Annotated in this window: 7 protein-coding genes; 2 read left to right on the top strand and 5 right to left on the bottom strand. The window is 57.1% G+C overall.

Annotated elements, in window-relative coordinates:
* Positions 1 to 218: 218 nt before the first annotated feature.
* The 5 genes from J0X19_RS15670 to J0X19_RS15650 form a co-directional block, all read right to left on the bottom strand.
* On the bottom strand, positions 219 to 1,211 hold the full coding sequence (locus tag J0X19_RS15670; RefSeq protein ID WP_206985332.1) for an NAD(P)/FAD-dependent oxidoreductase: 993 nt from the start codon (positions 1,209 to 1,211) through the stop codon (positions 219 to 221).
* Positions 1,212 to 1,381: 170 nt separating this feature from the next.
* Positions 1,382 to 9,682, bottom strand: coding sequence for an Ig-like domain-containing protein (locus J0X19_RS15665; protein ID WP_206985331.1), 8,301 nt, complete (start codon positions 9,680 to 9,682; stop codon positions 1,382 to 1,384).
* 1,363 nt (positions 9,683 to 11,045) lie between these two features.
* A complete protein-coding gene (locus J0X19_RS15660) occupies positions 11,046 to 11,366 on the bottom strand; it encodes a DUF3861 domain-containing protein (protein ID WP_206985330.1) in 321 nt (106 codons plus the stop codon).
* Positions 11,367 to 11,625: 259 nt separating this feature from the next.
* On the bottom strand, positions 11,626 to 15,582 hold the full coding sequence (locus J0X19_RS15655; protein WP_206985329.1) for a beta strand repeat-containing protein: 3,957 nt from the start codon (positions 15,580 to 15,582) through the stop codon (positions 11,626 to 11,628).
* A 418-nt stretch (positions 15,583 to 16,000) separates the two neighbouring features.
* The gene (locus tag J0X19_RS15650) at positions 16,001 to 18,724 is read right to left on the bottom strand and encodes a 4-alpha-glucanotransferase (RefSeq protein WP_206985328.1); all 2,724 of its coding nucleotides are present in this window, start codon (positions 18,722 to 18,724) and stop codon (positions 16,001 to 16,003) included.
* 214 nt (positions 18,725 to 18,938) lie between these two features.
* Here J0X19_RS15650 and J0X19_RS25145 point away from each other — a divergent pair, with 214 nt between their 5' ends.
* Both J0X19_RS25145 and tamL read left to right on the top strand, forming a co-directional pair.
* Positions 18,939 to 24,152, top strand: a complete 5,214-nt coding sequence (locus J0X19_RS25145) for a translocation/assembly module TamB domain-containing protein (RefSeq protein WP_206985327.1) — start codon at positions 18,939 to 18,941, stop codon at positions 24,150 to 24,152.
* A 54-nt stretch (positions 24,153 to 24,206) separates the two neighbouring features.
* Positions 24,207 to 26,558: a translocation and assembly module lipoprotein TamL gene (gene tamL / locus J0X19_RS15640; RefSeq protein WP_206985326.1), complete on the top strand. Its 2,352-nt coding sequence runs from the start codon at positions 24,207 to 24,209 to the stop codon at positions 26,556 to 26,558.
* Positions 26,559 to 27,000 lie beyond the last annotated feature (442 nt).

Here is a 27,000-nt window from a genome sequence, read left to right as displayed (position 1 = left end):
ATTGGATGAAAGGATGATTGGATGGGCGGGTGGTGGTTGCTGGAACGTAGCGCAAAGCCACCCGTCTTCTATCTGCAATAGGCTCTTTACACCAACAAGCCCTTGGCGTATAGTAACGTCAAGGGCTTGTTGGTGTAAAGAGCCTGCTCCTCAAATCATAAACACGTGTTCAACTCGCCAAAACCAGTCATCCTTTCATCCAATTACCCAATCATCCGCTACTTCGGACATTCTTCGCGGGTGAGCTGCTCATTGATGCAGATGGCCGCTTGCCCACCTTGGGCTGCTGCCAACAAGGCTTGCTGAGTACCGGGCGTTGCGTCGCCGGCGGCGTAGAGGCCAGTAATGGTGGTTTGGGCGTTTTTATCGACCCAGATGCCACCTTTCTTGGTGAACCGGCACCCCAGTTGCTCGGCTAAGGTGCTACGCTGGTGCTGATGGGCGTGAATGAACACGGCCGTGCGCACTAGCTTATCCCCGTTCTTGAACACGATGCACTGAAACCCGTTGCGCTTGGTGCCTTCTAGCTTGCTAACTTCCTCTTCCCGCACCTGAATACCTTGCTGGCGCAGGCGGCGGCGGGCGTTTTCGGTGAGCTGACCGGGGCCATCGGTACACACTACCACATCCTTGCTCCAGCGGCTAACCAACAGCGCTAAGCCGGTCACGCTTTTGCCTTGGCCGTACACCGCTAAGGGTTGGTCGCGCACTTCCCAGCCGTGGCAGTAGGGGCAGTGCAGCACGCCGGTGCCCCAGAACTCGCGCATGCCTTCCACCACCGGTAGCTCATCTTCCACACCCGTAGCCAGCAGTATTTTGCGAGTGGTGCATGTACTGGTGCGCCCCGATTCGCTTTCGAGCGTTACGTGAAACCCAGCGGCTAGCGGCTCCACTCCTACCACGCGCATCGGTTTCACCGCCACGGAAGTATAGGGCTGTAGCTGCTCCTGGCCCAACTGCAACAGCTCAGCGGGCTTGATACCGTCGCGGGTGAAAAAGCCTTGCACACCCGGCGAAGGCGCATTGCGCGGCGCGCCTCCGTCGCAAACCAGCACCCGGCGCAAACTACGGCCCAGCACCAGCGCGGCGCTCAAACCCGCACTACCCGCTCCCACTATCAGCACGTCGTAGTCGAGGAGTGGTGCGGTTGGCGGCCGGTGGCGGCGCGGGCGGGGCGTGACGGCAGATGGAAGGGAAACGGCAACAGGCATAGCAGAACGAGCAGAGTAGGTCAGCCGACATATACCGTTGTAGCTGATGATAGGTTAAGGAGCAAGGGGGCCTTTTGTTTACAATGTTGTGCGAGTGACTCGGGAAGCTCAAGCACAAAAAAGCCCCGCCGGATACCGACGGGGCTTTTCTTACTCAACTGATACTAGCACTATTCTTTCAACAGACGCTCGCTCAGTTTCAAACCGTTGCCGCGTACCTGAATGATGTAGGTACCGGTTGGCAGGTTCTGCACGTCAACCGTTTTGTTGATGCCACCCTCTACCGAGTAGGTACCGAGGATGCGGCCAGCGGCGTCAACCAACAGGGCCTGATAAGTGCCTTTTGGCAGCGTGCTCAAATCCAGCGTCACCACCCGGTCGGCGGTAGTAGCAGGGTTCGGGAACACGCTCAGCTTGGCCGTCACGGCAGCCTGGGCTTCGAAGCGCACCGTGCGCACAGGCGAGTACGATACCGTACCGTCGAGGTCAATCTGACGCAGGCGGTAGTACACCAGGCTCTGCGTGCGGGCGCCGATACCAGCGTCTTTGAAGTTGTACGCCGTGGTGGCTTGGGTGGTACCCTGGCCGCGCACCGTGCCAATCTTCTCGAACGTGCTACCGTTCAGGCTGCGCTCCACTTCGAAGCGGTCATTGTTTTTCTCCGAAGCGGTAGTCCAATCCAGCAACGCATCCACTTTCACAGCGCGTACCTCGAAAGTAGCCAGCTCCACTGGCAGCGGACGAGTTCCGATTACGATAGTGAAGGTGCTGGTGTTGGTGCCACCGTACGCATCAATCGTGGTAACCGTTACGGGGTAGCTACCGGCCACCAGCGCAAGGCGGTTGGTTACCGTGATGATACCCGTTACGGGGTCCAGGGTGGTACCGGCGGGCAGCGTGCCGCTCGTCAGGGTAGCCGTCTGGATACCAGTGTTGGTTACAACTGGTGTAGCAGCGCTGTTATAGGCACCACCATTCACATCAAACACGTTGGCAATTACGTCACCGTTCTGGTATGGCGTGGCACCACCTTTAGGCGTCGTCAGCGTATATACCGCGCTGATGTCCTGACCAACCGGGATGGTGTAGATAGCCGGGGCCGACACTGCACCGGCGTTGTCGGTGGCCGTGTAGGTGAAGAAGGCATTGCCCACGAACGAAGCCACCGGGTCGAAGGTGAGGTTGGCTACGTCGGCAGCTAGTACTGACGTGCCAGCAGTTACCGGCGTACCGTTCAGGCGCAGTACGCCTTGCGTGGTAGCATCCGGAATGCTGGTGATGGTGTAAGAAGTGATGGTAGCATTACCATCGGCATCCGTACCACTCAGCGGCGAAATAGCCAGCGCCCCAGCGGTGTTGCCTTCCGGCGTCCGCAGCGAGTTCACTACGGCATTGGCTACCGGAGCCCGGTTGCCTCTGGCCGTCGTTGCCGTAGCCACGTCGTTGGCAGTACCCGGCGTAGTCGGCTGGGTGCTGGTCGTCGTTACGTTGGCCACTACGCTGTAAGGCGTCGTGATGGTAGCCGGAGCGTTGAAGGAAATGGTATTCACTACCGCGCCGTTGGCCCCAGCCACCTGGTTGTTGATGGTTGGGAAAGTCACCTCGTTGCCCGACAGCATACCGCCACCGGAAATCACCACGTTGGTGGCCCCGGCCGGGATGGTTACTTTCTGCACCACACCGTTAGCTACCGATGGGCCGTTGTTGATCGTCGATACCGAGTACGTTACCAAGTCGCCGGGCTGCGTGGTAGCCGGGCCGCTGATGGTAGTTGCTACGTCGGCGCGCTGGCTCACGGTCAGGCTCTGGAAGTCCACGTTATTGGTAGCCGAAGGATCCGACTGGTCGCCCGACACGAGGCCGCGCGTGGTGAGCGGCGTAGCGCCTGGCACCACAAACACCACCGAGTTCGGCACCGAAGCCCCAATGGCCAGTGACGACAAAGCCGGGAAGGTTACTACGCCCGTAGCTGGGTCGTAGGTACCGCCGTTGGTGATGGATGTCACCGTCAGGCCGGGCTCAATAGACACCCGCGTTACCACGTTGGTAGCTGCAACCGTGCTGGCTGCCAGGTTGGTCGTTACCACGTTGAGCGTCATCGACTGCCCCGCCACCGGCGAGTTGGTGCTAGGCGTCACGGCAATTTGCAGGTCGGCCTGGCCGGTAGTTGGCGCGGCTACAGCGGTAGTAGTGGTAGCCGTGTTGTTGGTGTAGCTGCTCTCTTCCGAATCGGTGCTTACCGAGGCGGCAGCGTACAGGCTCGTCAGCGTAGATGGGGCAATGAAACGGATTCCGTAGCTAACTGCTCCGTCACGACCAGCGGCCTGGCTGGCGATGGTAGAGAAGGTAACCACACCCGTAGTAGCATTGTAGCTGCCGTTCGAGGTTATTACGTTGCTCAGGCCCGTAGGCAATTGCACCTTGATAACCGTGTTGGCCGCGGCGGTCTGGCCATTGTTGATGGCCGATACCACGTAGTCTACCTGGTTGCCCTGTACGATGGTGGCAGGCCCGTTCAGCGCTACCGTTACATCCGTCATGCCTTTCACCTGCGTTGCTACGCTGGCCGTGTTGTTGGCTGGCTGGCTATCCACGGTAGTGGAAGTAGCGGAAGCCACATTCCGCACCGTGCCCATGTTCGGCTCGGTATAGGTAATGGTGTTCGACGTAGCCGAGCCGTTGAGCAGGCTAGCCGTAGCCGGGAATGTAACCACCCCGGTAGCCGCATTATACGTTCCGCCACCCGATACCGTCACACCCGTCAGGCCGGCCGGAATAGCAACCGTAGTAACCACGTTGGTAGCCGTTGCCGGACCGTTGTTGGTGGTCGTTACGGTGTACGTAGCCGAGCTACCCGACACCACTGAAGCAGGACCCGTCAGGCGCACTACCAGGTCGGTAGTTGGCATCACCGTCACGTCAGCCGTCGAGATGTTGTCCGCTGGCATCGAATCGGCGTTGGCCGAAGAAATGGTGGCCACACCGGCTACCATGCCCGAGGCTGGCGCCGTGAACGAAACGCTGTACGACGTAGTAGTTCCGCTTTGGATAGATGCTACGTTAGGCACTACCACTACGCCGGTGGCGCTGTTGTAGCCCGTAGTAGCCGTGTTGGGTACTACGTTGTTGTTGGCATCCCGCACTACCACGTTGCTCAAGCCAGCAGGCAGCGTCGTTTGCTGCGCTACAGCGGTAGCCGTGGCCGCGCCCCGGTTGCCCGAGGTTACCGTGAAGGTTACTGCATCACCGGGCAGTACGTTAGCACTCGGGGTGGTAATAGTCGTGTAGATATTGGCGTTGGTGGCAGCGGCCGGAGCAGCATTTACTGCCATTGCCGAAGCAGCTACCGAGTTGTTACCAGTGTTCGAGTCGCCGGGGTTGGTGCCGTTGGCCGTGGCGGTAGCCGTAGCCGTGAAGCCCGCCGTAGTCGAGGTTGGCGTGAAGCTGATGGTGTTGTCCACCCGTGCGCCGTTGGCCATAGCTTCAAGCGCTGGGAAGGTTACGGTGCCGCTGGCCGCATCGTAGGTACCGCCATTCGACACGTACACGTTGGTCAGGTTGGTTGGCAGACCGGTTACGGTTTGCACTACGCTCGGTGCCATCGACGGACCATTGTTGATGGTCATCACGCTGAACGTGGTTTGCACCCCAACGGCCGTGCTGGTTGGCCCCGTAATCGAGGTCGTCACGTCGTAGGTTGGCGTTACGCTGATGCTAGCGCTCTGCGTGTTGTTGGCGGTCTGGCCGGCCTCCGACGTAGTGGTTCTGATACTGGCCGTAGCCGTTACCGGACCAGAAGCTGGCGCCGTGAAGGAAATCACCGAAGCCGTGCTACCACCGCTGTTGTAAGAGGTGATGCCCGCGTAGGTTACAATGCCCGTTGCGTTGTCGTACACCCCACCGTTAGAGGCAGTTACCGCACCCAAACCAGCAGGTAACTGTACCGAAGCCACTACACCGGCAGCCGTAGCCGGACCAGCGTTGCTGAAGTTCACGTTGAAGCTAGCCGATTGACCAGCCGTTACGGTACCCGCACCGGCCGAGATAGTAGCCGCTACGTTGGCTGGGCTACCCACAGTAGCATTCAGCGTAGCCGTGTTCGGAGCCGTATCGGCACCCTGCGTGGTGGTAGTAGTTACGTTGCTGCTGATGGCCGCGCTACCAGTAGTGGTAGGAGCCGTGAAGCTGAACGAGAAGATATTGGTAGCACCAGCGGCCAAAGAAGCAGCGGTACCGAAGTCGATAACGTTGCCGGAAGGCACGTACGCCACACCATTCACAAAAACGTTGGTAGCGCCAGCAGGCAAGGTCACTCGCTGCGTTACGGATACAGCCGGGTTAGGACCGTTGTTGGTGAAAGCCGCCGTGTAATTGCTGGTAGCCTGACCAGGGTTCAGGTTGGTCGGACCAGACAAGGTGGTAGTCACGTCAGCCGTGCCGTTCACCGGAATGGTGTAGGTAGCCGCAGCGCCCGTAATGCCGTTGGTATCGGTGCGGCCGTTGTTGTCGGTTACCGAGTACGTGAAGGTGGCATTGCCGTTGAAGCTGGTCGACGGTACAAACCGAAGCAGGTTCAGGGAGCCGGCCGGAATGGCTTGGCCAGCCACCACGGCCGTGTTGTTGTAGGTAAGCACCCCGCTAGCTGCGCTTGGCAACGTCAGGATGTTGAAGTAGCTCACTGTACCGTCCGTATCCGAGCCCGACAGGTTCGGGCTTAGTACGGTTGCCCCTGCCGAACTTAGCAGCGTTGTGTTCGTCACGTTCTGAGCTACCGGCGGCACGTTGGTAGTGGCCGGACCAGCGCACAGAATCGACGAGGGAACAGCCTGCCGGCTGATACCAAGCGCGGTGCTTTCATATTCCAGCAGCAAACGGTTTGTGCCACCATTCTCCCCGAATACTACGGTAATGTCGTGGGCACCAGCTGATAGCGTAATGGTATTTGCTACCGTGGTGGGACTGTGCAGCCCCCCGTTGTTTATCGTAGCATTGGACGTGGTAGGTGCCAGCGCGGCGCCATCAAGCCACATGTACGAGGCATCGTCGGAAGTCAGATAGAAGGTATAAGAACCAGCCGTAGTGATATAGATGCTGCCCCGGTACCGCGACGAGTAGTTGTCGTAGTTGGTCGATGAGCCCCCGGCAACCACACTCAGGTCGCCCCAAGTGGTGATACCGTCGCCGGAATTGAAGTTCACCTGCGGGTCAAGGCGGCGTAGCGGAGAAGCCCGCTGGAAGTAGCTCACGTTGTCATTGAAGTAGCCAGCGTAGTATTCTGCCGTCAGGCCGCTGCTTACCGTGCTGTTGTTCAAGTAAGAAGGCTGGCAGTTTGCCGGCGCTCCGTTCACTTGGATGGTGAGTGAGGCTACGTCAGGAGCCGTGTTTGCTCCCTGGTTGGCATCGGTGCCTACCGTGCTGGTTAGCGAGTAGCTGCCGCTGGTGGGCGGCGTGGTGTAGCTGAAGGCATACGTGTTACCAGCTCCGCTAGCCAATGTGGCTACCGTTCCGAAGTTGATAGTTGTCACGGTACCAGCTGTAGTGAAGGTAGCTCCGGCTGGCAGTTGGGCAGCCGTTACGGTAGCCCCCGCTGGCAAGGTTACCAACTGGGTTACATTGGAAGCCGTTGAGGTGCCATTGTTGGTGAAAGTCACCGAGTAAGCACCTGAGGCCTGGTTGGTGTTCACCGTAGTTGGTCCCGAGATGGTTGTCGTTACGTCGGCAGGGCAGTTGGCACCGCTGGTGCTGTTGGCAATGCTCGTGCTGATTTGGGCGTTGCTGGCGCCAATAGCGCCAGCTTCTGAGCCGTAAGCCACGCCCCCGGTGGTACCATTGGCACCCGCCGTGATGTTGCTAGCGGCGGCTGCCGCATTGGTGAGAATAACCCCGCCGCCGCCGCCGCCACCTGGGCCGTGAGTAGTGGTAGTATTTGTGCCACCCGTACCGCCGTTAGCCGTCAGGGTTAGGTTGCTCAAGCCAGCAGGCGTAGCTGCCGTAATCAGGATAGAGCCACCGGCACCACCCCCACCGCTACCATCATTGGCAACCGTGTTGTTGGCGTTGGCACCATTGGCCAATATGCTACCCGTGCCGTTGATAGTAGCTGTGCGGAGCATAACGATACCACCACCCGCTGCTCCGCTGCTTGCGAAGCCCGCACCTGGGGTACCAGAGGCGTTGTTGGTGCTACCAGCACCACCGCCACCACCCAATATCAGACGGCTGCTGCTGACAGCCGTGAAAGCAGCACCTGGCTCGCCACCTACGGCAGCATTGCTGGCCCAGGCGTTGCCGCCGCGGCCACCACGCCCACCGTTTGCACCACCACCACCACCAGTGTTCTGGTCGTTTGCAGATGGGTTGGCATCCGTGCCACCGCCGCCGGCGTTACCAGGAGCACCACGGCCGTTGTCGCCGCTTGGATAGCCATCGTTCAATGCTGCGGGCAATCCGTTGGTGCTGGTACGGGTGTCCAGCAGGGCATTGTTGTTATTTACATAGCGGGGAGTACCAGCTATGCCTTCCCCCTTGGTGCCATTGGCGTTCAATGCCGCGGAAGTGCGGTAATCCGTACCGGCAATACCAGCGGCTCCCCCCAGCACGCGGCCGGCACCACCCCGGAAACCGGCACCCGAAGCGTCGATGGTGAAGCCGTTTAGGTTGGTTTGCTTGGCTACGTCAACGGCAATAATGCCGCCTACGTTACCATTCCAAGGCAACGGCGAAATAGTAGCGCCCAGTGTTAAGTTGCTGTACTGAGGAACTCGTATTACCTGAAAGCGGCGCTGACCAGCAGTAGCGGTAGCGTAGTCGTTCTGGTAGCTGTTTCTTAGCGTGGTAGCCAGTTGGATTGTTCCACCTGCCACGGCCGTTACGGCGCTGTTGGCCACTACATACTCGTAGGTACCAGCCGTAAAATTGGTATTCAGAGCGCCATTCGCACTACCACCTGTTACCCCGTCGCCATATGCGTCAGAGTTCGTAGAGTTGATGTCGCCGCCCTGCATCTGAATGATAAGCAGCAGGTCACCCACGGCAATATCACTGGTACCCGTAGCGGGGCCCACGTACAGGAAGTTGGATACGCCCCCGGTCAGCGACTGAACCGCCGTACTAGGGTAGTAGGTGTTCGGGTTGGCGGTAATCGTGGGCGAACCGTCGCGGCCTGGTGTAGCGCACGGCCCTGGCGTACCAGCAGCACCACTAGCATTTACAGGAATGGAGTAAGCAGCGGAAGCCGTTTGTCCGGCTTCGTCGCTAACGCTGTAGTTGAAGCTAACTGTACCGGCAAACGTAGTAGCCGGGTCGAAGCTCAACTGTGCTGCTTGAGCAGCCGTAAGGGTTTGGCCTACGGTAGCAGCAACCCCGTTCACATACAGAATACCCTGCGTGGCCAAAGGAAGGGCCGTCAGGGTGTAGGTTGGGGTACCGTCAACAACAGAACTCAGGCCGTTAACCGGAGCCTGGCCAGCAGCGTTGGACACGCTGGTATTAGTAATGGTATTGGCAACGGGAGCCAGGCGGCACCAGTCCATAAAGTCGATACCCACAGCATTTGCCGTAGGATTAGCCGACGCGGTGGAGATGTTGCTGTACGTTAGGGTCAGCGAGGTAATCGGCTCGGCAAAGTAAGCTATTACCGTTGCATTGTCTGGGCTGGTGTTGTTCACCGTGCCCGTAGCAGTATTGCCGTTGATGATAACCGCGTTAGCATTCGGGGTTACTGGGCTCAGAACTGGTACAACTGCCGTGCCAGCGTTGGTACCAGTGAAGGTCACTCGGTCAGTGAATGAGTTGTTGGCATCCTCCAGCTTATCGATATCCTGCACCCGCACCGTGAAGTTACTCACCGCCCGGTTGAAGGTGAAGGTTACGCTCGACGTGTTGGCCGCGGTACTAGCATAGTCCATTTGCCACAGCAGGCTCTGGACGCCGTTGAAGGAAGCCGTTTCAAACGTATTGACCGTAGCTGAAGCCGGAGTCTGATAAGAGCCGCTCGTAACCGTTGTAAGCGCCGAGGTGGCAGGAACGTTTTCAGTGCGGGCCTTCCAGTCTTGCGCCAAAGCTCGGGGAGCGGCGAAACTTAGTGTGCTGGTAGCTGCGCAAGGCGTAATGACCTGCAGCGGAATCGTGAATGTGGCTGTGTTAGCCGAGAGCAAGTTGGCATCATCCGTTACGCGGTAAGAAAACGAGGCGCTGGAAGCCGTTCCGTTGGTAGCTGGCTCGAAACGCAAGCTGGCCGCCTGCGCTGGCGTCAGAACCAGGTTGTTGGTAACTGCGGCATAAGTGGTGCCCGTCGTATTGTAGTACAGTACGCCTTGGGCAGCCGACGGAATAGCGGTAATCGTGTAGCTCTGCTCCGTGCCATCCACCGTACTGCTCAGGGGATCTATATTAACCTGACCGGCGCTGGTGGGCAGCGTAACCGAGTTGGTTACGTTGTTAGCCACTGGCGCCAGGCGGCACCACGTCATTTGGTTGATGGTGATTATTTGTCCGCCAGGATCGGTTACCGGGATGGTACCGCTCCGGTACGTTATTGTTAATGAAGTAATTGGCTGCGAGAAGGTTGCCGTAACTACTGCTGCGGTATTGGTATTGTTATCGTTTACCCCAGTAGCGGTATTGCCAGCAATGACGACCAGCGTTGGGCCGGAAGCAGATGTTACTGTTGGCGCTGTTACCGCAGTACCATTGTTGGCACCCGTAAAAACAACCTGATCTGTGTACGCATTCGTAATTTGATTGAAGAAATTACGGTCTACAGTAGCATCAACATCGCCTACCTGAACGGCGAAATTAGACAGCGGCCGGTTGAAGGTGAAAGTCAGCGCTGACGTACCATTTCCTGCAGAAAAGTCACTGGTCCAGGTTATTGGAGTACCAGCGGCATTCGTTTGTATGGAGCTGCTCGAGGTGTTGGATGAAGTATAGCTACTCGTATTATCCGCCTTGAGAGTCGTAACCCTGGTAACACCTGAGGCAGCAGGTATCCCAATTGAGCTGCGCGTTTTCCAATCAGCGTTAGCAGCACTAGTACTGGTAACAAAAGTAGTAGTCGAACTTGTGTTGCACTGCGCCCAGACGTCAGTTCGCAATAAGGTCAGCCATGCGAGAAGCAAGACCGCAAATCGTAAGGTTGTTCTCATAGGAAAAAAGAAGTGGTGGAAATCAAAATAATTATGAATTGAAACAAAGAAAACGGCGCTATAGGCCGAGCTTACTTTTCAAAAATACTGTGGCTGTTGACTGGCTACCTATCTATTTCGCTGAATAAACTCTTAGACTCGATGAATACTAGTTTTTAAACGAGGTAGACTTGCTTCCACAGCCACCTACTTCCCTCAATACAATCATACAAATCCTTACTGAAATAAGTAATATTTGGATTTACTTGCAGAGCAACAGATTCTATTATTTTTTACTTGCCTTTTTTACAATCACTTATGAAACAATCCCAAAATGAACTAAATAACTTAAACAATATTCTCAATTATAGAAAACACAGACATGTGTCATGAAAAGTTTTAATTATTTATTAAAATAAGACACTCTTAAAACCGCTTAATTTATATAATTTTATTAATTCCCGGAAAAACAACAGGCACTCCGATACTGAATCAGAGTGCCTGCCAGAAGGTGACATTCGGTTTGTAGCTGTAGTATGAGCTTACAGCGGTGTCATCCTATTTTAATATCATTTACACGCCGAACACTGCTACTGTACGTATTGCATTCGGTTGAACGGTAGTTCTAACAGCATAGAGTGAATGCCCCATCGGATAACCGGTGGGCTACATATAAGGGGCTAACACACTGTAACTGTTGTGCCAGCTGTTATTCCTCAGGCTGCGTAGTTGACTGCGCCGCGCTTTTCAGCTTCTTCATAAACTCACTGAAGGCTGGCTGGAACTCCACGAACAGCGCGTGCTCTCGGTTCTTGAGCATTACTTCACTAAATAATTTCAAACCGATAGCAAACTCAGTGGCCTGCCCGGGCGTGGTGAATAGCTGGCGCGCTTCCAATCGGTCGGCAATCTGAAGAACATCGTCGTGATTGTCGAAGTCCAGCGTGAGCGGCGTATGGATGGGCTGCTCAGGGGAAGCTGCTGCTGTATGCTCTAAATGAAGGCGGTAGTGATGGGCACGTTTGGCCATAAGTACAGTAAGTTGAGTTTGAGAATACCACCGTGCTACTGCTTTCTGCGGCCAACAAACCCGGTGTACAGGCGCAGTGCTGGCAAGGAAGATTTAGCGGCAACAGTTGTCTTCTTTACAAAGCAGCAACCCCGCACTTGGTTTAGGATAGAGCGGAGTCGGAACTCCTCACATCTTAAACCAAGTGCGGGGTTGCTGCCTTCTTATGTCCTACAGTTCAACGGCTTACTGCACCTAATCAGTCCGTTTAGCTTATTGGTTATTGCTTCACCAACCGCTGGGTGGTTTTCTGGTTACCATTGACCACTGTGACCAGGTAGCTGCCTTGTGGTAGTTGAGCGCTGGCCAGCGTGTATACCTGGCCGGTAGGTACAGTAGCCGTTGATAGCACTCGGCCCGTCAGATCGGTAAGGCGTACCTGAACGGTGCCAGCGGGTAGGCTGCGCAGGTCCAGTGAAGCGTTGGCAGTGGTTGGGTTGGGGTATAGGCCGATAACTGGCGTGTTGCTGGTGTTGCCGTTGAAGCGCACTGCCTGTACGGCGCTTAGGCTGCTGGTACCATCCGTATCCTGCTGGCGCAGACGGTAGTACACCAGGTTGGCTGCCGCTGCTGCCCGCTCATCAACAAACTGGTAGCTACGGCTTTGGGTGCTGGTGCCTTGGCCAGCCAGGGTTCCAACCGCTTGAAAGTCTTTGCCATCAAGGCTGCGCTCTATTACAAAGCGGGCGTTGTTTTTCTCGGAAGCCGTGGTCCAACTCAGCACTGCATTAGTGTTGTTGGCTACGGCGCTGAAGCGCACCAACTCTACCGGCAAGGGCCGATTCTGAAGCAGGGCCGTGTTACCCGAAAACTCGGAGGTATTGCCAACTACCAAGCTATTTACGGTGGTGAGGGTGGTAGCCGTAGCCGTCAGGCGGGCGCCATTGGCAGTGAGGGCCGCCTGCTGAGCAGGGGTCAGGCTAGCAATAGAAACCGAGAACATGAAGAGGGAAGTTGCCGTTTCGCTGCCTTGGTTTACGCCAGAAACCAGGCCGCTGTAGCCACCGGTGCGGGTGTCGCCATCCTGCGCCGAACCTTCGGTCCAACTGGATAGGTACGTTTTGCCTTCGCCAAAACCGTCGGCCTGCACATCAGCCACAAACAGTTCCACCAACGAGCCTGCCGGGGCGTACCCCGTGATAATCAGGTTTCCACCATTGGTTACGGCCTGGCTAATCACCGGAAAGTTGAGCAGACCATTGGCGCCGGTGTCGGCATCGGTGTTGTCGTTGCGGGTCAGGCCATCACCCGCCAGGCCGGTAGTGCCACTGGCCATCAGGTCGATGCCGTTGCCGGTGTTGTTCGACATGCTGTTCTGGGTGAACCGGTTGCCGCTGGTACCAGCTGCTGCTATTATAGCGTTGCTAGCGTTGCCAGTGAAGGTATTCTGACTAACCAGGTTGTTGTTGCCGCCGCCAATTACTAAGCCTGCATCTTCGACGTTGGCTCCCCCGCCGTTGTTGCGGATAATGTTGCCGGAAATCGTGTTTTCATTGTTGGCCTGGCCGCTTTCCAGCAGCACGCCGAAGCCGCTGTTGTTGGAAATGGTGTTGCCGGAAATCGTGTTGCGAGCAGCACCGGCTAGAACCAGTCCTTCGCCGTTTACGGTGCCGGTTGCCACACTGCCGTTCAGCACGCTATTGGATACGGTTACGCCCGTGGCCCCATTTTGCAACCGTACCCCTGCCGTGGCATTGCCGGCCGTGGTAACCAGGTTCACTACAGAGCCGGTAGTAGCAGCACCGCTAAACGTTACGCCAGCACCATCAGCCGTTACGGCGCCGCTGGTAGCGGTGCTGGTACCGCGGGCATTGTTGAGGCCCAGGTTTTCAATGCGGGTAGAACCACCCGTTACCAACAAACCCGCCAGTGAGTTGAAATTGATAACTACTTCGGCGCCCGTTGATGTCTCGGCGGTAGCAGCTACGTTGTCGCCGGTTATAGCCGTTTGGCGCGCACCATTAATAGTGGTGTTGTCATCCAAAATAGTTGGCAAAGCGGCGGTAGGCGTAATGGTAAACACTCTGGTTAGCGCACTGTAGCCGGTTACGGCCGTCATACCATTACGCAGGCCGGCAGGAGCACCGGTCAGGCGGCCGTCGTTGAGCATAAAGATGGCCGCTTCCTGGCCGGCTATGGCGCCGGTGTACGCCTGGGTTAGGTTGGCGTTGGTGAGGGTGTTGGAATTGGTGATAAACTGGCTCAACGAACCCTGGCCACTGGCATTGGTATTCACTACGGTATCGAAGTTGAAGCCAAAATCAACGCCTACTAGTGGGCCGGAAGCCGGGGTGGTAACAGTTGTCAGTGTTTGTACCGTGGTGCTGGTACTCTGGGCTTCCAATGTATTCAGCGTTTGATTACCGGAATTCTGCGCGGCATCAGTCTGGTTGGGGTTCTCCCCCCCTACCCGGTTCACGTTGCCGTTAAGAAACGTTTGTACGGGCACTAAGCCGGCTATGCTACCAGGGCGGTTGCTCACCACAGATGTGTTGACAACCCGCACGCGGTAGTTGGTGTTGGCCGACAACGAAATACCATTCACCCCATTTATAAAGCTGTAGTTGCCAGCAGCATCGGTAGTAGTAAATCCTAAGTAAGCACCTGCCACCGACGACGAATACAACTCCACGCGAGCCTGGAATACCCCTTCGCCGTTGCTGGCGGCTTGGGAGCGGCCGGCACCTCCCCCGTAGTTGATGTCTTCGAATACATTACCCAGAATAGCCGTCTGGAAATACACCGGGCTAGGCGAGGCCACGTCACCGTTGGGCGTAAGCGGCAGGGCAGCACTGTTGGTGGAAGCATCCACGGCTACCAGGTCGCCGGGGGGCAGAATCAGGCTACCATCAGTGGTTTGCAGCGCGTAGCCAGGGTTGGCCGCAGTGCCAGCGGTGCTGGAAGCATAGGCCGTGTTGTTTTGGGCAGTGGTAGGCACGGCACTCGTTGGGAAAACCACGCGGGCAGTGAACGTAATCAGGGCGCTTTGGCCGGCCGAAAGCGGCTCACTACCCGTCAACAGGTCGGCGTTGCCAGCCTGACCGGTGTAGCCGGTATTGGCCGCTAGTGCACCACCGGTGTTGGTTACTGCCAGCCCGGAAATAGCCACCGAAGTGGACGTAGGGAACGTGGTATTATTGGCAGCTCCGCGCAGGAAGTCGCTTACCTGCACATTGGTAGCCGTAACGGTACCCGTGTTTTTCACCCGAATGGCAAACGCCACGTCGTAAGTGGTACCGCTCACAAACGTTACTCCCGTCACCTCTTTCACCACATCAATCCGCTGGCTGGGGTTCACGCAGCTCGCGCCGTCGGTTACGCCGGCAGTAGGCACGTTGCCAATATCGGTGGCAGCACCCGTAGCAATATTTACCGAGTAAAAGTCGCCTTCGTTGGAATACGCAAACATGTTGCCCACCAGGTCGAAGCTGACCGAGCCGAAGTTTGGAGCGGTAGCTGGCGCCGCCCCGATGCGGGTAACGCGGGCCCGGCCGGGCGTGGTCATGAAGTCGAACTTATATACCGAGCCGGCGCTGTAGATGCCGTAGAGCTGGTTGTCGGCGGGGTTTAACCCGATGTCGATGAAGCTGAAATCCTGGGTGCTAGCGGGCGTAACTACCGTGTTCGGGCTGGCCGTGGTGTAGAAGTCCATCGGCACGGTTACGGCGTTGAGTTTGGCTGCATCCGACGACTGATTCAGGTTGAGCCGGAACAGGTTGTTCTTGTTGGTAGCACTGGCCAGGTTCCGGGCGGTGGCGTAGTACTGCCCGTCCTTGTCGATAACCCCAGCCGCCAATTGCGGATACTGAGCGGGCACGCTTCCGTTGATGGTAATACGGCCAATATCCTGCACGCCGGTTTGGCCGATGCGGTACAGGTGGATTTCGGGATAAGTGGCGCTGTTATTCACCGGGTACGTCAGCGCGTACATATACCCATCCAGCGGGTTGTACGCCAACGAGTTGACAACGAAGTCGGTGGTAGCGGGCAGCCCCAGGCCGGTTGCCAGGTCCTGTACCAGCGTGGTAGTGTACACCGTGGTACTAGGGTCGGCGGCGGGCGTCACGTTCCGGTTCACTCGAAACAGCTGCGAGTGAAAGTTAGCGCCAATAGCTACCTGCCGGGTCTGATAAAATGTACCGTCGCAGGAATAAGCTGGGCCAGCTGTTTGGGCCAATGTCCTGGCGCTAAAGACAGGCAGCAATAATAACAACCCGATTAGAACTCGTAATGGTAACCGCATGATTGGGGATATGAACGACAAGTGTTGTGCTAGCATAAGCTGCATTGCCCCCTTTTCAGGCGGGCAGCAACTGATTAACGGCACAAACCTAGGTCTAACGCTCGACCAACAGCCCCACTTTTCGTTCAATACAATCCTACACCCGCTGAATAGTTCTATTTACGAGACGATTACTATTCCAAATTTAGGAATGCTTATTCCTGCTCTTATTGCTGATTTTCCGGGTTTTTCGGGCTACGTAATTGACTATGAATCTGGATTTATCCCTTTCTGAGAAAAGAAAAAGCCTCACCAGGTAGTGAGGCTTTTTACGTGTAGCCACACGGGTTTTACTTGTGATAACCAGCCTTTTCTACCGGCCGCTGCTCGTTATCAGTTTTTTCACGTCTTCAATAAATCCTGCATTATCATTTAATGTTTCTAACGGTAGGTGCAGGCGGTATTTCCAGAAGTGTTGCGGATTGGCAGGTACGTTGATCTGTTCATCCTGCGGGTTGTTGCGGCGCAGCTCGGCATGCAAAGCCAGCAAATCCTGGAGTGGGAAGATGGCCCACATGGCCGGAGAGTGCAGGTGCTGCACCAGGATTTCGCGCACCACCCAGGGCTCACAATAATAAGGAGCCTGCTCGCCGTGGTGGCCTAGCATAGTTTCGAAGAACCGTTGCGTTATCTCGCGGTCCTCTTCCCACCAGCCGCGCAACGTGCTCATGTCGTGCGAACCGGGGCTCACTACTGATAGGTATGGCGCGTCGTTGGGGTGGCCGAACTCGGTGCGCGGGTTGGACGGCATGCGCTGGATGTTGAGGCCCAGGATACCCAGCGCCTTCATCACGCCCGGCACCGAATCGGGCACCATACCCAGGTCTTCACCGCAAATCAGCATGTTGGTGGCGTAGCGCACGGGCGGCAGCTTCACTAAGCCCTGCTCGCGCCAGAATCCCTCGTGGCGCTTGTAGAAGAAGTCGATGTAGATGTCGTCGTAGAGACGGCGGCGCGAGGTTTCGTCCAGCTCGGCAAACGACGTGCTTTTGTTGAGCGTGATGCGCGGGTGGTAGTGGTCGGGCCGCAGGTCGTCGGGCACGAACAGCACCTCATTTATCAGCTGGTACAAGCCGGTTTTCAGCCACTTGCAATGGTCGACCAGGCTGGGCTCGGCAGCGCATTGCGCATCCAGCACGGCTTCCACTTGGCGCTGGGTGCGCACGTGCTCTTTCATGCGGATGGCGCCGTGGTGGTCGGCCTCCATGAACTCATCGAACACTGCCTGGGCCTGGCCGTGGAAAATGCGCTCCACCATGTGCCAGCGGATATACGGCTCACACAGCCGCCTGTAGTCGAACCAGCCGAGGCGCTGCTCTATCTCGTGCTGGTGCAGGGGCAGCGCCGGCGAAAAGTGCCCAAGCAAGCCCTCCACCGAGTGCCCTGGAATCTCCCAGATGCGGAAGAAGCCCAGAATATGGTCGATGCGCAGGGCGTCGAAGTAGCGGGCTAGCTGGCCCATGCGCTGTTTCCACCACGCGTAGCCGTCTTCGGCCATCCGTTCCCAGTTATAGGTGGGGAAGCGCCAGTTTTGGCCGGTGGTCGAGAAGTCGTCGGGGGGGGCGCCGGCCTGCTGGTGCATGTGGTACAGCTCGGGCTGGGTCCAGGCGTCAACGGAGTGCCGATAGATGCCGATGGGCAAGTCGCCTTTGAGCACCACGCCGTGCTGGCGGGCGTAGGTTACCGCCTCGCGGAGCTGCTTATCGAGGTGGAACTGGGTGAAGAAATGCACGCCAAACTCGTCGAAGTCGGTGGCAGTTTCCTGGGTTAGTTGATCTACTAGCTTGGGCGTGCGGTACTCTTCGGGCCACTGCTGGAAGTCGGCCGTCCCGAACCGGTCCCGCAGCGCCGAGAAGGCCGCGTACGGCGCCAGCCACGCCTTCTGCTCTTCGCGGTACTTCTGAAACTCGGGGTCGGCGAGGAAGGCTTTCTTCTCCTGCTTGTATAACTGCTTGATGAACTTCCACTTGGCGTTCATCATCGGCTCGTAGTCCACGAAATCGAGGCCGTTCAGCTGGTCCCGCAACGCATCCAGTTCCTGCTGCGCTGCTTTATCCTGAAGCGGGGCAATGGCCTCCAGGTTGAGGTACTGCGGGTGCAGGGCAAACACCGAAATAGCGGCGTACGGGTACGAATCAACCCAGGTGTGGGTGGCTACGGTGTCGTTGATGGGCAGAATCTGCACCATCTTCAGGCCGGTGCTTACTGCCCAATCCACCAGCAGCTTCAGGTCGGGAAACTCGCCTACGCCCAGCCCGCGGTGGCTGCGTAATGCGAAAACCGGCAGCGCCACACCGGCGCCGCGCCAGTTGTTGGGGTAGCGGAATTTGTCGTCGGAGCGGACGCGCAGGGTTTTACGGTCGGTGGCCGGGGGTAGCACCCGGTCGGCGCCGGTTTCCAGCAGCACGATTTTGCGCTCCTGCGGGTCCCACACTCCATACTTATATACGAGGGCGCGGTCGGGCTGCTCCAAGGCCACTTCGGCGGTCCAAGTGGGGTACGTGGCATTGGAAAGCACCACGGCCTTACGGCCGTCCCAGGCCCCCAGGGCGGCATCGGAACCCAGCACGCACAACTGCTGACCGGGCTCTACGCGGGCCGCCAGCAGCTGAAACCGCACCACCGAATCGGCCACGCGGGCGGTTGGGGCCGCCTTACCGGGCTTGGCGGGGCGGCGGAACAGGGCTTCGGTGAAGGCCGCCGTAAACAACTCATTTTCAGGTTCGGCGGGGGCCCGCCAATAATCTTCCAGCACCAGCCGTTGAAATTGGTGGCCATCGTAGGCGACGGTGCGGTTGGGGCCCCACTCCCACTCCGTTGAGTTGGCTTGTTCGTTGAGCAGCAGGTATTTGTACTCCAGGGCACCCGGCTGGTCGTCGGGCAGGGTGATTTCCCGGCTCCAGATGCCGGTATCAAGGTTGTAGTCGAGTGGTACGGCTTGGTCGAGGTTCCAGGCGCCCAAGCTGGGCTCGGAACCACAAATCAGGAGCCGCTGGCCCCACGTGGTGCGGAAGGGCAAAGAAAAACGCAAAATCATGGGACAGGACGGGGAAGAAGAATGGAAGACGAAAGATAGGGAGTACGGCTAATTAGCTATGCTAGGGCATCGGCTGGCAAAGCGCTCCACTGTTCATCTGGCTGCTTCACCGCTACTTATCAGAACTCACTCAGCGGCCCGAATTCCAACCCGCAGCCCGTTTTTCCCGTTTGGGTCAGATATAAAACCGTAACTCTGCCTGATTATCAACACTGTGCCTACATACCTACGCCGTACTCTGTATGTTATTCTGGGGCTTGTTGGCTTCGTTCTGCTGCTCGTTATCGGGTTGGTAGTGGCGTTGCAATTCCCCTCTACGCAAGATTATGTGGCCAAGAAGGCGGCTAATTACTTGCAGGATAAAATTGGTACCGAAGTCCGAATTGGCAAGTTCCGCACCGATTTCAAGCACGCCCTCAATCTGGATGGCGTGTACATCGAAGACCAGAAGGGCGATACGCTGCTGTCGGTGGGCCATCTGGGCGTTGATATTGACATCTGGGCCCTGACCAAGTCGGAAATCAATGTAAAAACGGTGGAGTTGAACGACGGCCGGCTGGCTATCAGCCGCACCGAGCCCGACAGTATTAACAACTACGACTTCATCGTCAATGCCTTCACGGCCGGCGACACCACGACTACCACACCCGCCGATACCACCGGGGCCGGGTTCAAATACGACATCGGGGACCTGCGCCTCACCAACATTCACCTCACCTACAACGACCAGGTAGAAGGCCTCGACCTGCGCATCAAAGTAGGCGAGCTGGCCGTGACGATGGACGCCGTGGACGTGGATCAGTCTATCTATAAGGTAGACCAAGCGGCGCTGCGCAACACCAGCATCAGCATGGTGCAAAGCAAAACCGCCCCACCCGACACCGCCGTTGCCGAGCCGCTCGACCTCACATTTGGGCTCAACAAGGCCTTGCTGGAAAACGTGAGCCTGACCTACAAGAACAGCCCCTCGGCGCAGTTTATCAGCACGCGCGTGGGTGAGGCCGATATTACGGCCGACAACATCGACCTGATTAACTCGCGGGTTGACTTGAACACGCTTAAGCTGCGCAACACCAGCATTGCCTACGCCCAAAACGAAAACGTACCCACTGAGAAGCGCCTCGTAAACCCCGCCGAGGCCGTGCGCGACCTGAACGAAGCCGTGGAAAAAGCCACCGGCCAGGAAGCCAGCTGGGTGGTGACCCTGAAACGCTCCGACATCAGCGGGGTAGATGTGGCCTTCGACAACTTCGACGAGCCCAAGCAGCGCACCCGCCTGCCGGCGCTGGATTACAACCACCTCAAGTTCACGGACCTCGTTCTGAACCTGGAAAACCTGCGCTACTCCGAGAACAGCACCACCGGCCGCATCACGCAGCTTTCCGGCAAAGACCAAAGCGGCTTCCAGATTACGTCGGCCAAGGCCGATGTGGTGTTTGACTCGGTGCAAACCCGGCTCACCAATCTGGATTTGATTACGCCGCACACCCGCATCCGCCAGACCTTGGGCATGCGCTACGCCAGCCTCGATGCGCTGTCGGACACCAAGCAGCTGCCGAACCTGGGCCTCGAAGGCGACTTCCGCAACGTGCGCATCGGCTTCCGCGACATTCTGTACCTAGCCCCCGACTTGGCTTCCACCCCACCCTTCACCACCGGCCCCAACCAGTCGGTGCTGCTGAGTGGGCGCGTGAGTGGCCGAGTCGGCGACATGCGCATTCAGAACCTGGAGTTTGTAGGTTTCCGCAACACGATTGTGAAAGCCAGCGGCCGGATTCGGGGCTTACCGGAAACCGACCAGCGGCTCTACACCGACCTCAACATCCAGCAATTCACCACCACCGAAGCCGACATCCGGAGCTTAGTACCGAAAGGCACGATTCCGAACGAGTACCGGATTCCGCCGCGCATGACAGTGGCTGGCACCTTCAAGGGTCGCCCCACGGCCATGTTGTTTGATACCGATTTGCGGGCTACCACCAGCTTCGGCAACGTGGCGGCCAAGGTGGATTTGGGCGCGGGTCCGAAAGGGCAGGAACCCATTACCGCCAGCTTCAACGTGCAGGGCTTTGATGTGGGCAAAGTGCTACGCGACCCCACCATTGGGCGCATTACGGCTACCGGCCGCCTCACCGGCCGCGGCGGCCTCGACCCGAATTTGCTGCGCGGCCAGCTGGTAGCCAACGTGCAAAGCGCCACCTACAACAACTACACCTACCGCGGCATTACCGCCAACGTGGGCATCGACCGGAACCGCTACGTCATCGATGCCCGCAGCCGCCAGGACCCCAACCTGAACCTGGATTTGCTGGCCACCGTGAACCTGCGCAACGCCAATAACCCCAGCTACGAAGTGCAGCGCCTCAACCTGCGCGGTGCCAACCTCACGGCCCTCGGCTTCTATACCGGCGGCGACCTGCGCGTGCAGGGCGACCTGACCGCCAACCTCAGCGGCGCCGACGCCAATACCATCAACGGTACGTTCTCGGGCCGTAACATCGTCATCGTGCGCGACAACCAGGTGATTCCCCTGGACTCAGTGAGTGGGCGCATTGTGCAGCGGCCGGGCCGCACCGAGGTGGCCTTCAACTCCAACGTGGCCGACTTCAACCTGGAAGGCAACACCCCGCTCGGCGACTTAGCCACCGTCTTGCAAGAGCACATCGACCGGTATTTCGACTTACCAGACGTGCGCTACCGGCCGTCGTCGGTGTACCGGCAGTTCACGTTCGATGCCAATGTGAAGAACACCCAGCTGATTCAGAAGCTGGTGCCCGACCTCAAGCAGCTCACGCCGTTCAAGCTCACCGGGGCCTTTGACAGTCGCGCCGCCGACCTGCACCTTAACACCCGCATTGCGCGCATCGTGTACATGGGCTATGCCATGGACTCGCTGAAGTTCCGCATCAACTCCGACCCGCAGAAGCTGGACTACGCGCTGGGTTTGCGCGCAATCAGCCAGGATACCACCCTGCGCATTCCGAACCCCACGCTGGCGGGCAGCATTCAGAACAACCAGATTGGCACCCGCCTGCGCATTGCCGAGTCGGATAGCGCCGAACGGCTGAACATGGCCGGCGTGCTGCGCGTACTCCGCGGCGGCGACGCCTACACGTTCAGCTTCGACCCCAAGCTGATGCTGGACCGGGTGGAGTGGACCGTAGCGCCCGGCAACGAGCTGCGCTACACCACCGCCACCGGCGCCATCTTCGCCCAAAACGTGGACTTCCGCCGCAACAACCGGTTCCTGACTTTGCAGACGCTGGACGGAGCGCAATACCCCTTGCAGGTCAGCATGGGTAACCTCGAAATCAATGGGCTGGCCCGCGCCGCCGGCATGCAGGATTCGTTGGTGGCTGGCACGCTCAACGGGCGGGCTGTGGCCTTCAGCCTGGGCCAGCCCAAGCAGGCTTTCACCGCCGATGCCGCCCTCACGGGTTTCGTATACAACAAGTCGGTACTCGGCGACATTAGCCTGAAAGCCACCAACCCCGTGCCCGACCGGTACAACGTGGATGTGCGCCTCACCAACCAGCAGGGCATGGACGTACAGGCCGTAGGATACTACCTGGCCACGCCGCCCAGCCCCATTGAGTTTGCTGTCAACGTGAATCGGTTCGACTTGCAAATTGCTGAGCCTTTCTCGGCTGGCCAGCTGCGCGAAACTACCGGTGGCATTACCGGCAACCTCACCGTGAATGGCACCGTCAGCCAGCCCCGCATCAACGGCGCCCTCACCACCACCGCCGATGCCGGCTTTACGGCCACCCAGCTCGGCGCGCCGTTCCGGATGCAGAGCCAGTCCATCAACTTCGACAACCAGGGTATTCGCTTCAATAATTTCACCATCCTCGATTCCCTGAATAATAAGGCCGTGGTAGATGGCCGGGTGTTCACGAAAAACTACGTGGACGACTACCGTTTCAACCTGAATGCCACCACCGACAACTTCATTGCCATCCAAAGTACCGCCCGCGACAATGAGCTTTTCTACGGCAAGCTGATTGTTGATTCCGACACGCGCATCACCGGCAATCTGGCGCTGCCCGTACTCAACACCCGCGCTGTGGTAGTTGATGGTTCGGCCCTGACGGTGGTTACGCCCAACGACGAAGCCGGCTTGGTGCAAACCGACGGCATTGTGGAGTGGATTGACAAGAGCGCACCGATTGATACCATGCTGGCGCGGCAAGTAGCCGTTGACACTGCCAAAACCGCCGAGGGCTACAACATCACCGCCCGCATTACCGTCACCGACAAGTCGCCGTTCACCATCATCATCGACCCGCTTTCCGGCGACAACCTGAAAGTGCAAGCCAACGGCACGCTCAACACCTCCATCGACGCCTCCGGCTCCATCACCCTTACCGGCCGCCTCGACGTGACGGAAGGCAGCTACTACATGTCGCTCTACGACTTGGCTTCCCGCGAATTCAAAATCGGCCAGGGCAGCTACATCGTATGGAGCGGCGACCCTTACAACGCACAGCTCAATATTGCGGCCATCTACAACGTGAAGGCCGCTCCTGCCGAATTGTTGGCTTCGCAAGGTGTTGCCGACGAAACACAAACTGCTATCAGTCGCAATCAACTTCCTTTCCAGGTATATCTGAATGTAACCGGCGAGTTGCTCAAGCCCGTTATCGGTTTTGATATCAAACTGCCCGAGGAAAGCCGGTCGGAACTGCGAGGCCCTATTGAGGCACGTCTAGCGCAATTACGCCAGCCAAGTGAGGCGTCGGAGTTGAACAAGCAAGTCTTCTCGTTGCTCGTCCTGAACCGCTTCATCACCGACGACCCCTTCAAAAGTAGCGGTGGCAGCATCGTAGCCGACCAGCTACGGGGTAGTGCCAGCCAGGTACTCACTCAGCAGCTCAACAACCTCACCGGCAGCTACCTCTCCAACTTAGGTATCGACCTGGGCGTGAATTCTTATGCCGACTACTCCGACGGCAGCGCCAACGGCAAAACCCGCACCGATTTGAATGTGGCTGTGCGGCGGCAATTGCTCAACAACCGCCTCACGGTGCGCCTCGGTACCGATGTGCCGTTAGGCGGCGGCAATCAAGCGTCGCAAGGCCAAAATCAAGCTGGTCTCAGCAGTTTCGCCGGTGACGTAAGCGTCGAGTACAACGTGTTGGCCAACGGCCGCATCCGGCTCCGGGCTTTCCGCAACAACGCCTACGGCGACATCGACGGCCAGTTCGTGCGCACCGGTGCGTCCCTCATCTTCCAGCGCGACTACCAAAACCTCGCCGACCTGTTCCGTGGCCTCGACGACCAAGTGAAGGAAGAAGTGAAAGAGAACCGCCGCCGCAACAAGCGTGAGCGAAAAGCAGAAGCTGATTCCACTAAAGTCGTTACCACTGAACCTCGCCAGGATTCCATTCGCCGGACGGCCCAGCGCCCCACTACCTCGGGGCGCTAGTGCCATCCGTTGGACCGGCCTTATCACTTACATGACTTACGAAATCACCCGTATATGCTCACCCGTATTCTTCGCACGCTAAGTAACCCATTGCATTCCCCTGCTCCTTCTGGTGAGCAAGGTTGGGGGAAATGGCAGCGCACAGCGGCCGTAACGCTGTTGGTTACAGCGGCATCCTGTTCCGGCACCAAGTACATTCCCGAAGGCACCAAGCTCTACACGGGCAGCACCGTGAAACTGGAATCAGCTGCTCCTATTCCCAACGAAAGCGCCTTAACTACCGAGCTAACTAGTGTCATTGCGCCCAAACCTAACTCTTCTATTCTGGGGTTGCGGCCCAAGCTGTATTTCTGGCATCTGGGGGAAGGCAAAACCAAAGGCCTCGGCAAATGGATAGCCGATAAGTACGGCGAAAAGCCAGTGCTCATCAGTGAGGTAGACACCCAGAAAGTAAAGAGCTTGATGGCCAACCGCCTCAACAACAATGGCTATTTCAAGCCAGTAGTCCATAGCAAACTGAAGCAGGAAGAGAAAACCGCTTCCGTTGATTACACCGCTACTGTTGGCAAGCCCTATGTTATTAAAGAGCTACACTTCCCGGAGCGCGATACGCTTATCGACCGGGATATTCGCGCTACCAGCTCTGCCTCGCTATTGAAAGTAGGCGACCCTTACAATCTACAGACTCTCATCAACGAGCGGACCCGCATTGATGGCGCCTTGAAAAACCAAGGCTACTATTATTTTTCACCCGACTACATCCTGTTTCAAGTAGACAGCACCCTCGATAATCAGGTTAATGTCTACATGAAAATCAAGGGTAGTATTCCGAAGCGAGCTGCTCAGCCCTACGTACTGAACCGGATTTCTCTCAACACGGATTACTCGTTGTCCGATACGGCATCGGCTGGTCGCCCGCCCATTATGTACAAAGGCTACCGGTACTATCCCGATGAGGAAGTATTCAAAGCCAAAGCCATTACCAACGCCGTCTTCCTCTATCCTGACAGCCTCTACCGCCGCCGCCGCTCCGACCAGACCCTGAGCCGCCTGATGAGCCTAGGCACGTTCAAATACGTGGATATCCGGTACCGCCCCGCCCGCAACGTACCCGATTCTGCTGGCTACGGCCACCTGAACTCCTTCGTCCGTATGACCCAGGTACCCAAGAAGTCGTTGCGTGCCGAGGTACTGCTCGTAAGCAAATCCAATGGGTTTGTTGGACCAGGCTTCCAGTTACAGTTTCGTAACCGCTCAGCCTTCCGCGGAGCCGAGCAGTTACTGGTCAATGTCACCGGCTCCTTTGAAAATCAGACCCGTTCTGGTACTAATGCCATCGGCCTTACTTCTTATGAAGTAGGTGTGGACGCTCAGCTGTTGGTTCCGCGCCTCATCACGCCCCCCTTTGATATTCGCCTGCGCAACTCCGACTTTCAACCACGTACGTCGTTTGGCGCCGGTTACAAGTATGTTCAGCGGCTGGAAGCTTTCCGGCAAGATGTATTCAACCTGAACTACGGCTATACCTGGAAAACCAAAATCACCAACGAGCAGGAGTTCCGCCCCATCGACCTCCAATATATTCGCTTAGCCAACGCCAGCAACACGTTCCAAGCATTGCTCGACAGCAACCAGTTTTTGGCTAATAGCTTCCGCCAGCAGTTTATCCTCGGCAGTAGTTACCGCTACACATACAATCAGCAAAGCCTAGAGCAGCGTAGAAATCAACTCTATTTCAGCGGAGGTATTGAGGTATCTGGTAATGCTGCTTACCTCATAAAAAACCTTCAAGGAGCAACCCGAAACGAGAATGGCAGCTATGAGGTATTTGGCCAGGAGTTTTCTCAATACACTAAAGTTGATCTGGAGTTTCGCAATTATTACCGCATTTCCTCTAACAGCACCAGCGGTAATAAAATAGCTACTCGTGTACTGATTGGTGCCGGCCTCCCATACCAGAACTCTTCCGTGTTGCCATATCTCAAGCAGTATGGTATTGGTGGCCCCAACAGTGTGCGGGCTTATGCCGCTCGTGGCATCGGCCCCGGTACCTACCGTCCGCTAAATACCTCTCAAGAAAGAACTAGCTTCTACGACCAAGTAGGCGACTTACGTTTCGAAGCCAATGCCGAATACCGCCAAGACTTATTTCCCTATGTTAAAGGCGCAGTATTCGTAGATGCTGGTAACATTTGGCTTGTCAACGACGACCCTGCCCGCCCCGGTGGCAAATTCGAACCCAACCAATTTCTCAAGCAACTCGCAGTAGGCGCCGGCGTGGGCATTCGCATTGATGTCCAGTTTTTCGTAATCCGCTTCGATGCAGCTATGCCAGTACGCGCTCCTTATGGCACTCCTGAAGACAAAGCAATACGTCTAAACATTGCCATCGGCTATCCATTCTAATAAGGAGTGGCATAGCCTAACACCAACATAAAAGCCAGGGGCGTTTGATACGATATCAAACGCCCCTGGCTTTTATGTTGGTGTTAGGCTATTAGCAGTCACACGGCACGCTTGGCAAGTAACTGCTCTATGGTATATAATGATCTACAGAATATCACAGGCCAGAATTCTCAATAGCTATATGAGAACCTTAGCTAAAACTGTAAACACAAATCATTGCAGAACCAAACATATACACGACCAATCATACAGGTTTATTAAAACCCATGTGAACACGAAAAGTCGTGCATAATTGCTTAGCACATAAACGGATTTGTTAAACAACCATAATCATTCTGGCCAGCGGGCCGGTGGTCCAGAAACAACAACGCCCCTCAACGGCAGGGCCGGAGGGGCGTTGGCAAAACAGTAAGGTTGGCGGCGACCGACTCTCCCACCGATG

It is taken from the genome of Hymenobacter telluris (assembly GCF_017313265.1).
In the GTDB taxonomy this organism is placed as follows: Bacteria; Bacteroidota; Bacteroidia; order Cytophagales; family Hymenobacteraceae; genus Hymenobacter; species Hymenobacter telluris.
The sequence above is the reverse complement of the archived record's forward strand: the minus strand, read 5'-3'. Positions and strand labels throughout refer to the sequence as shown.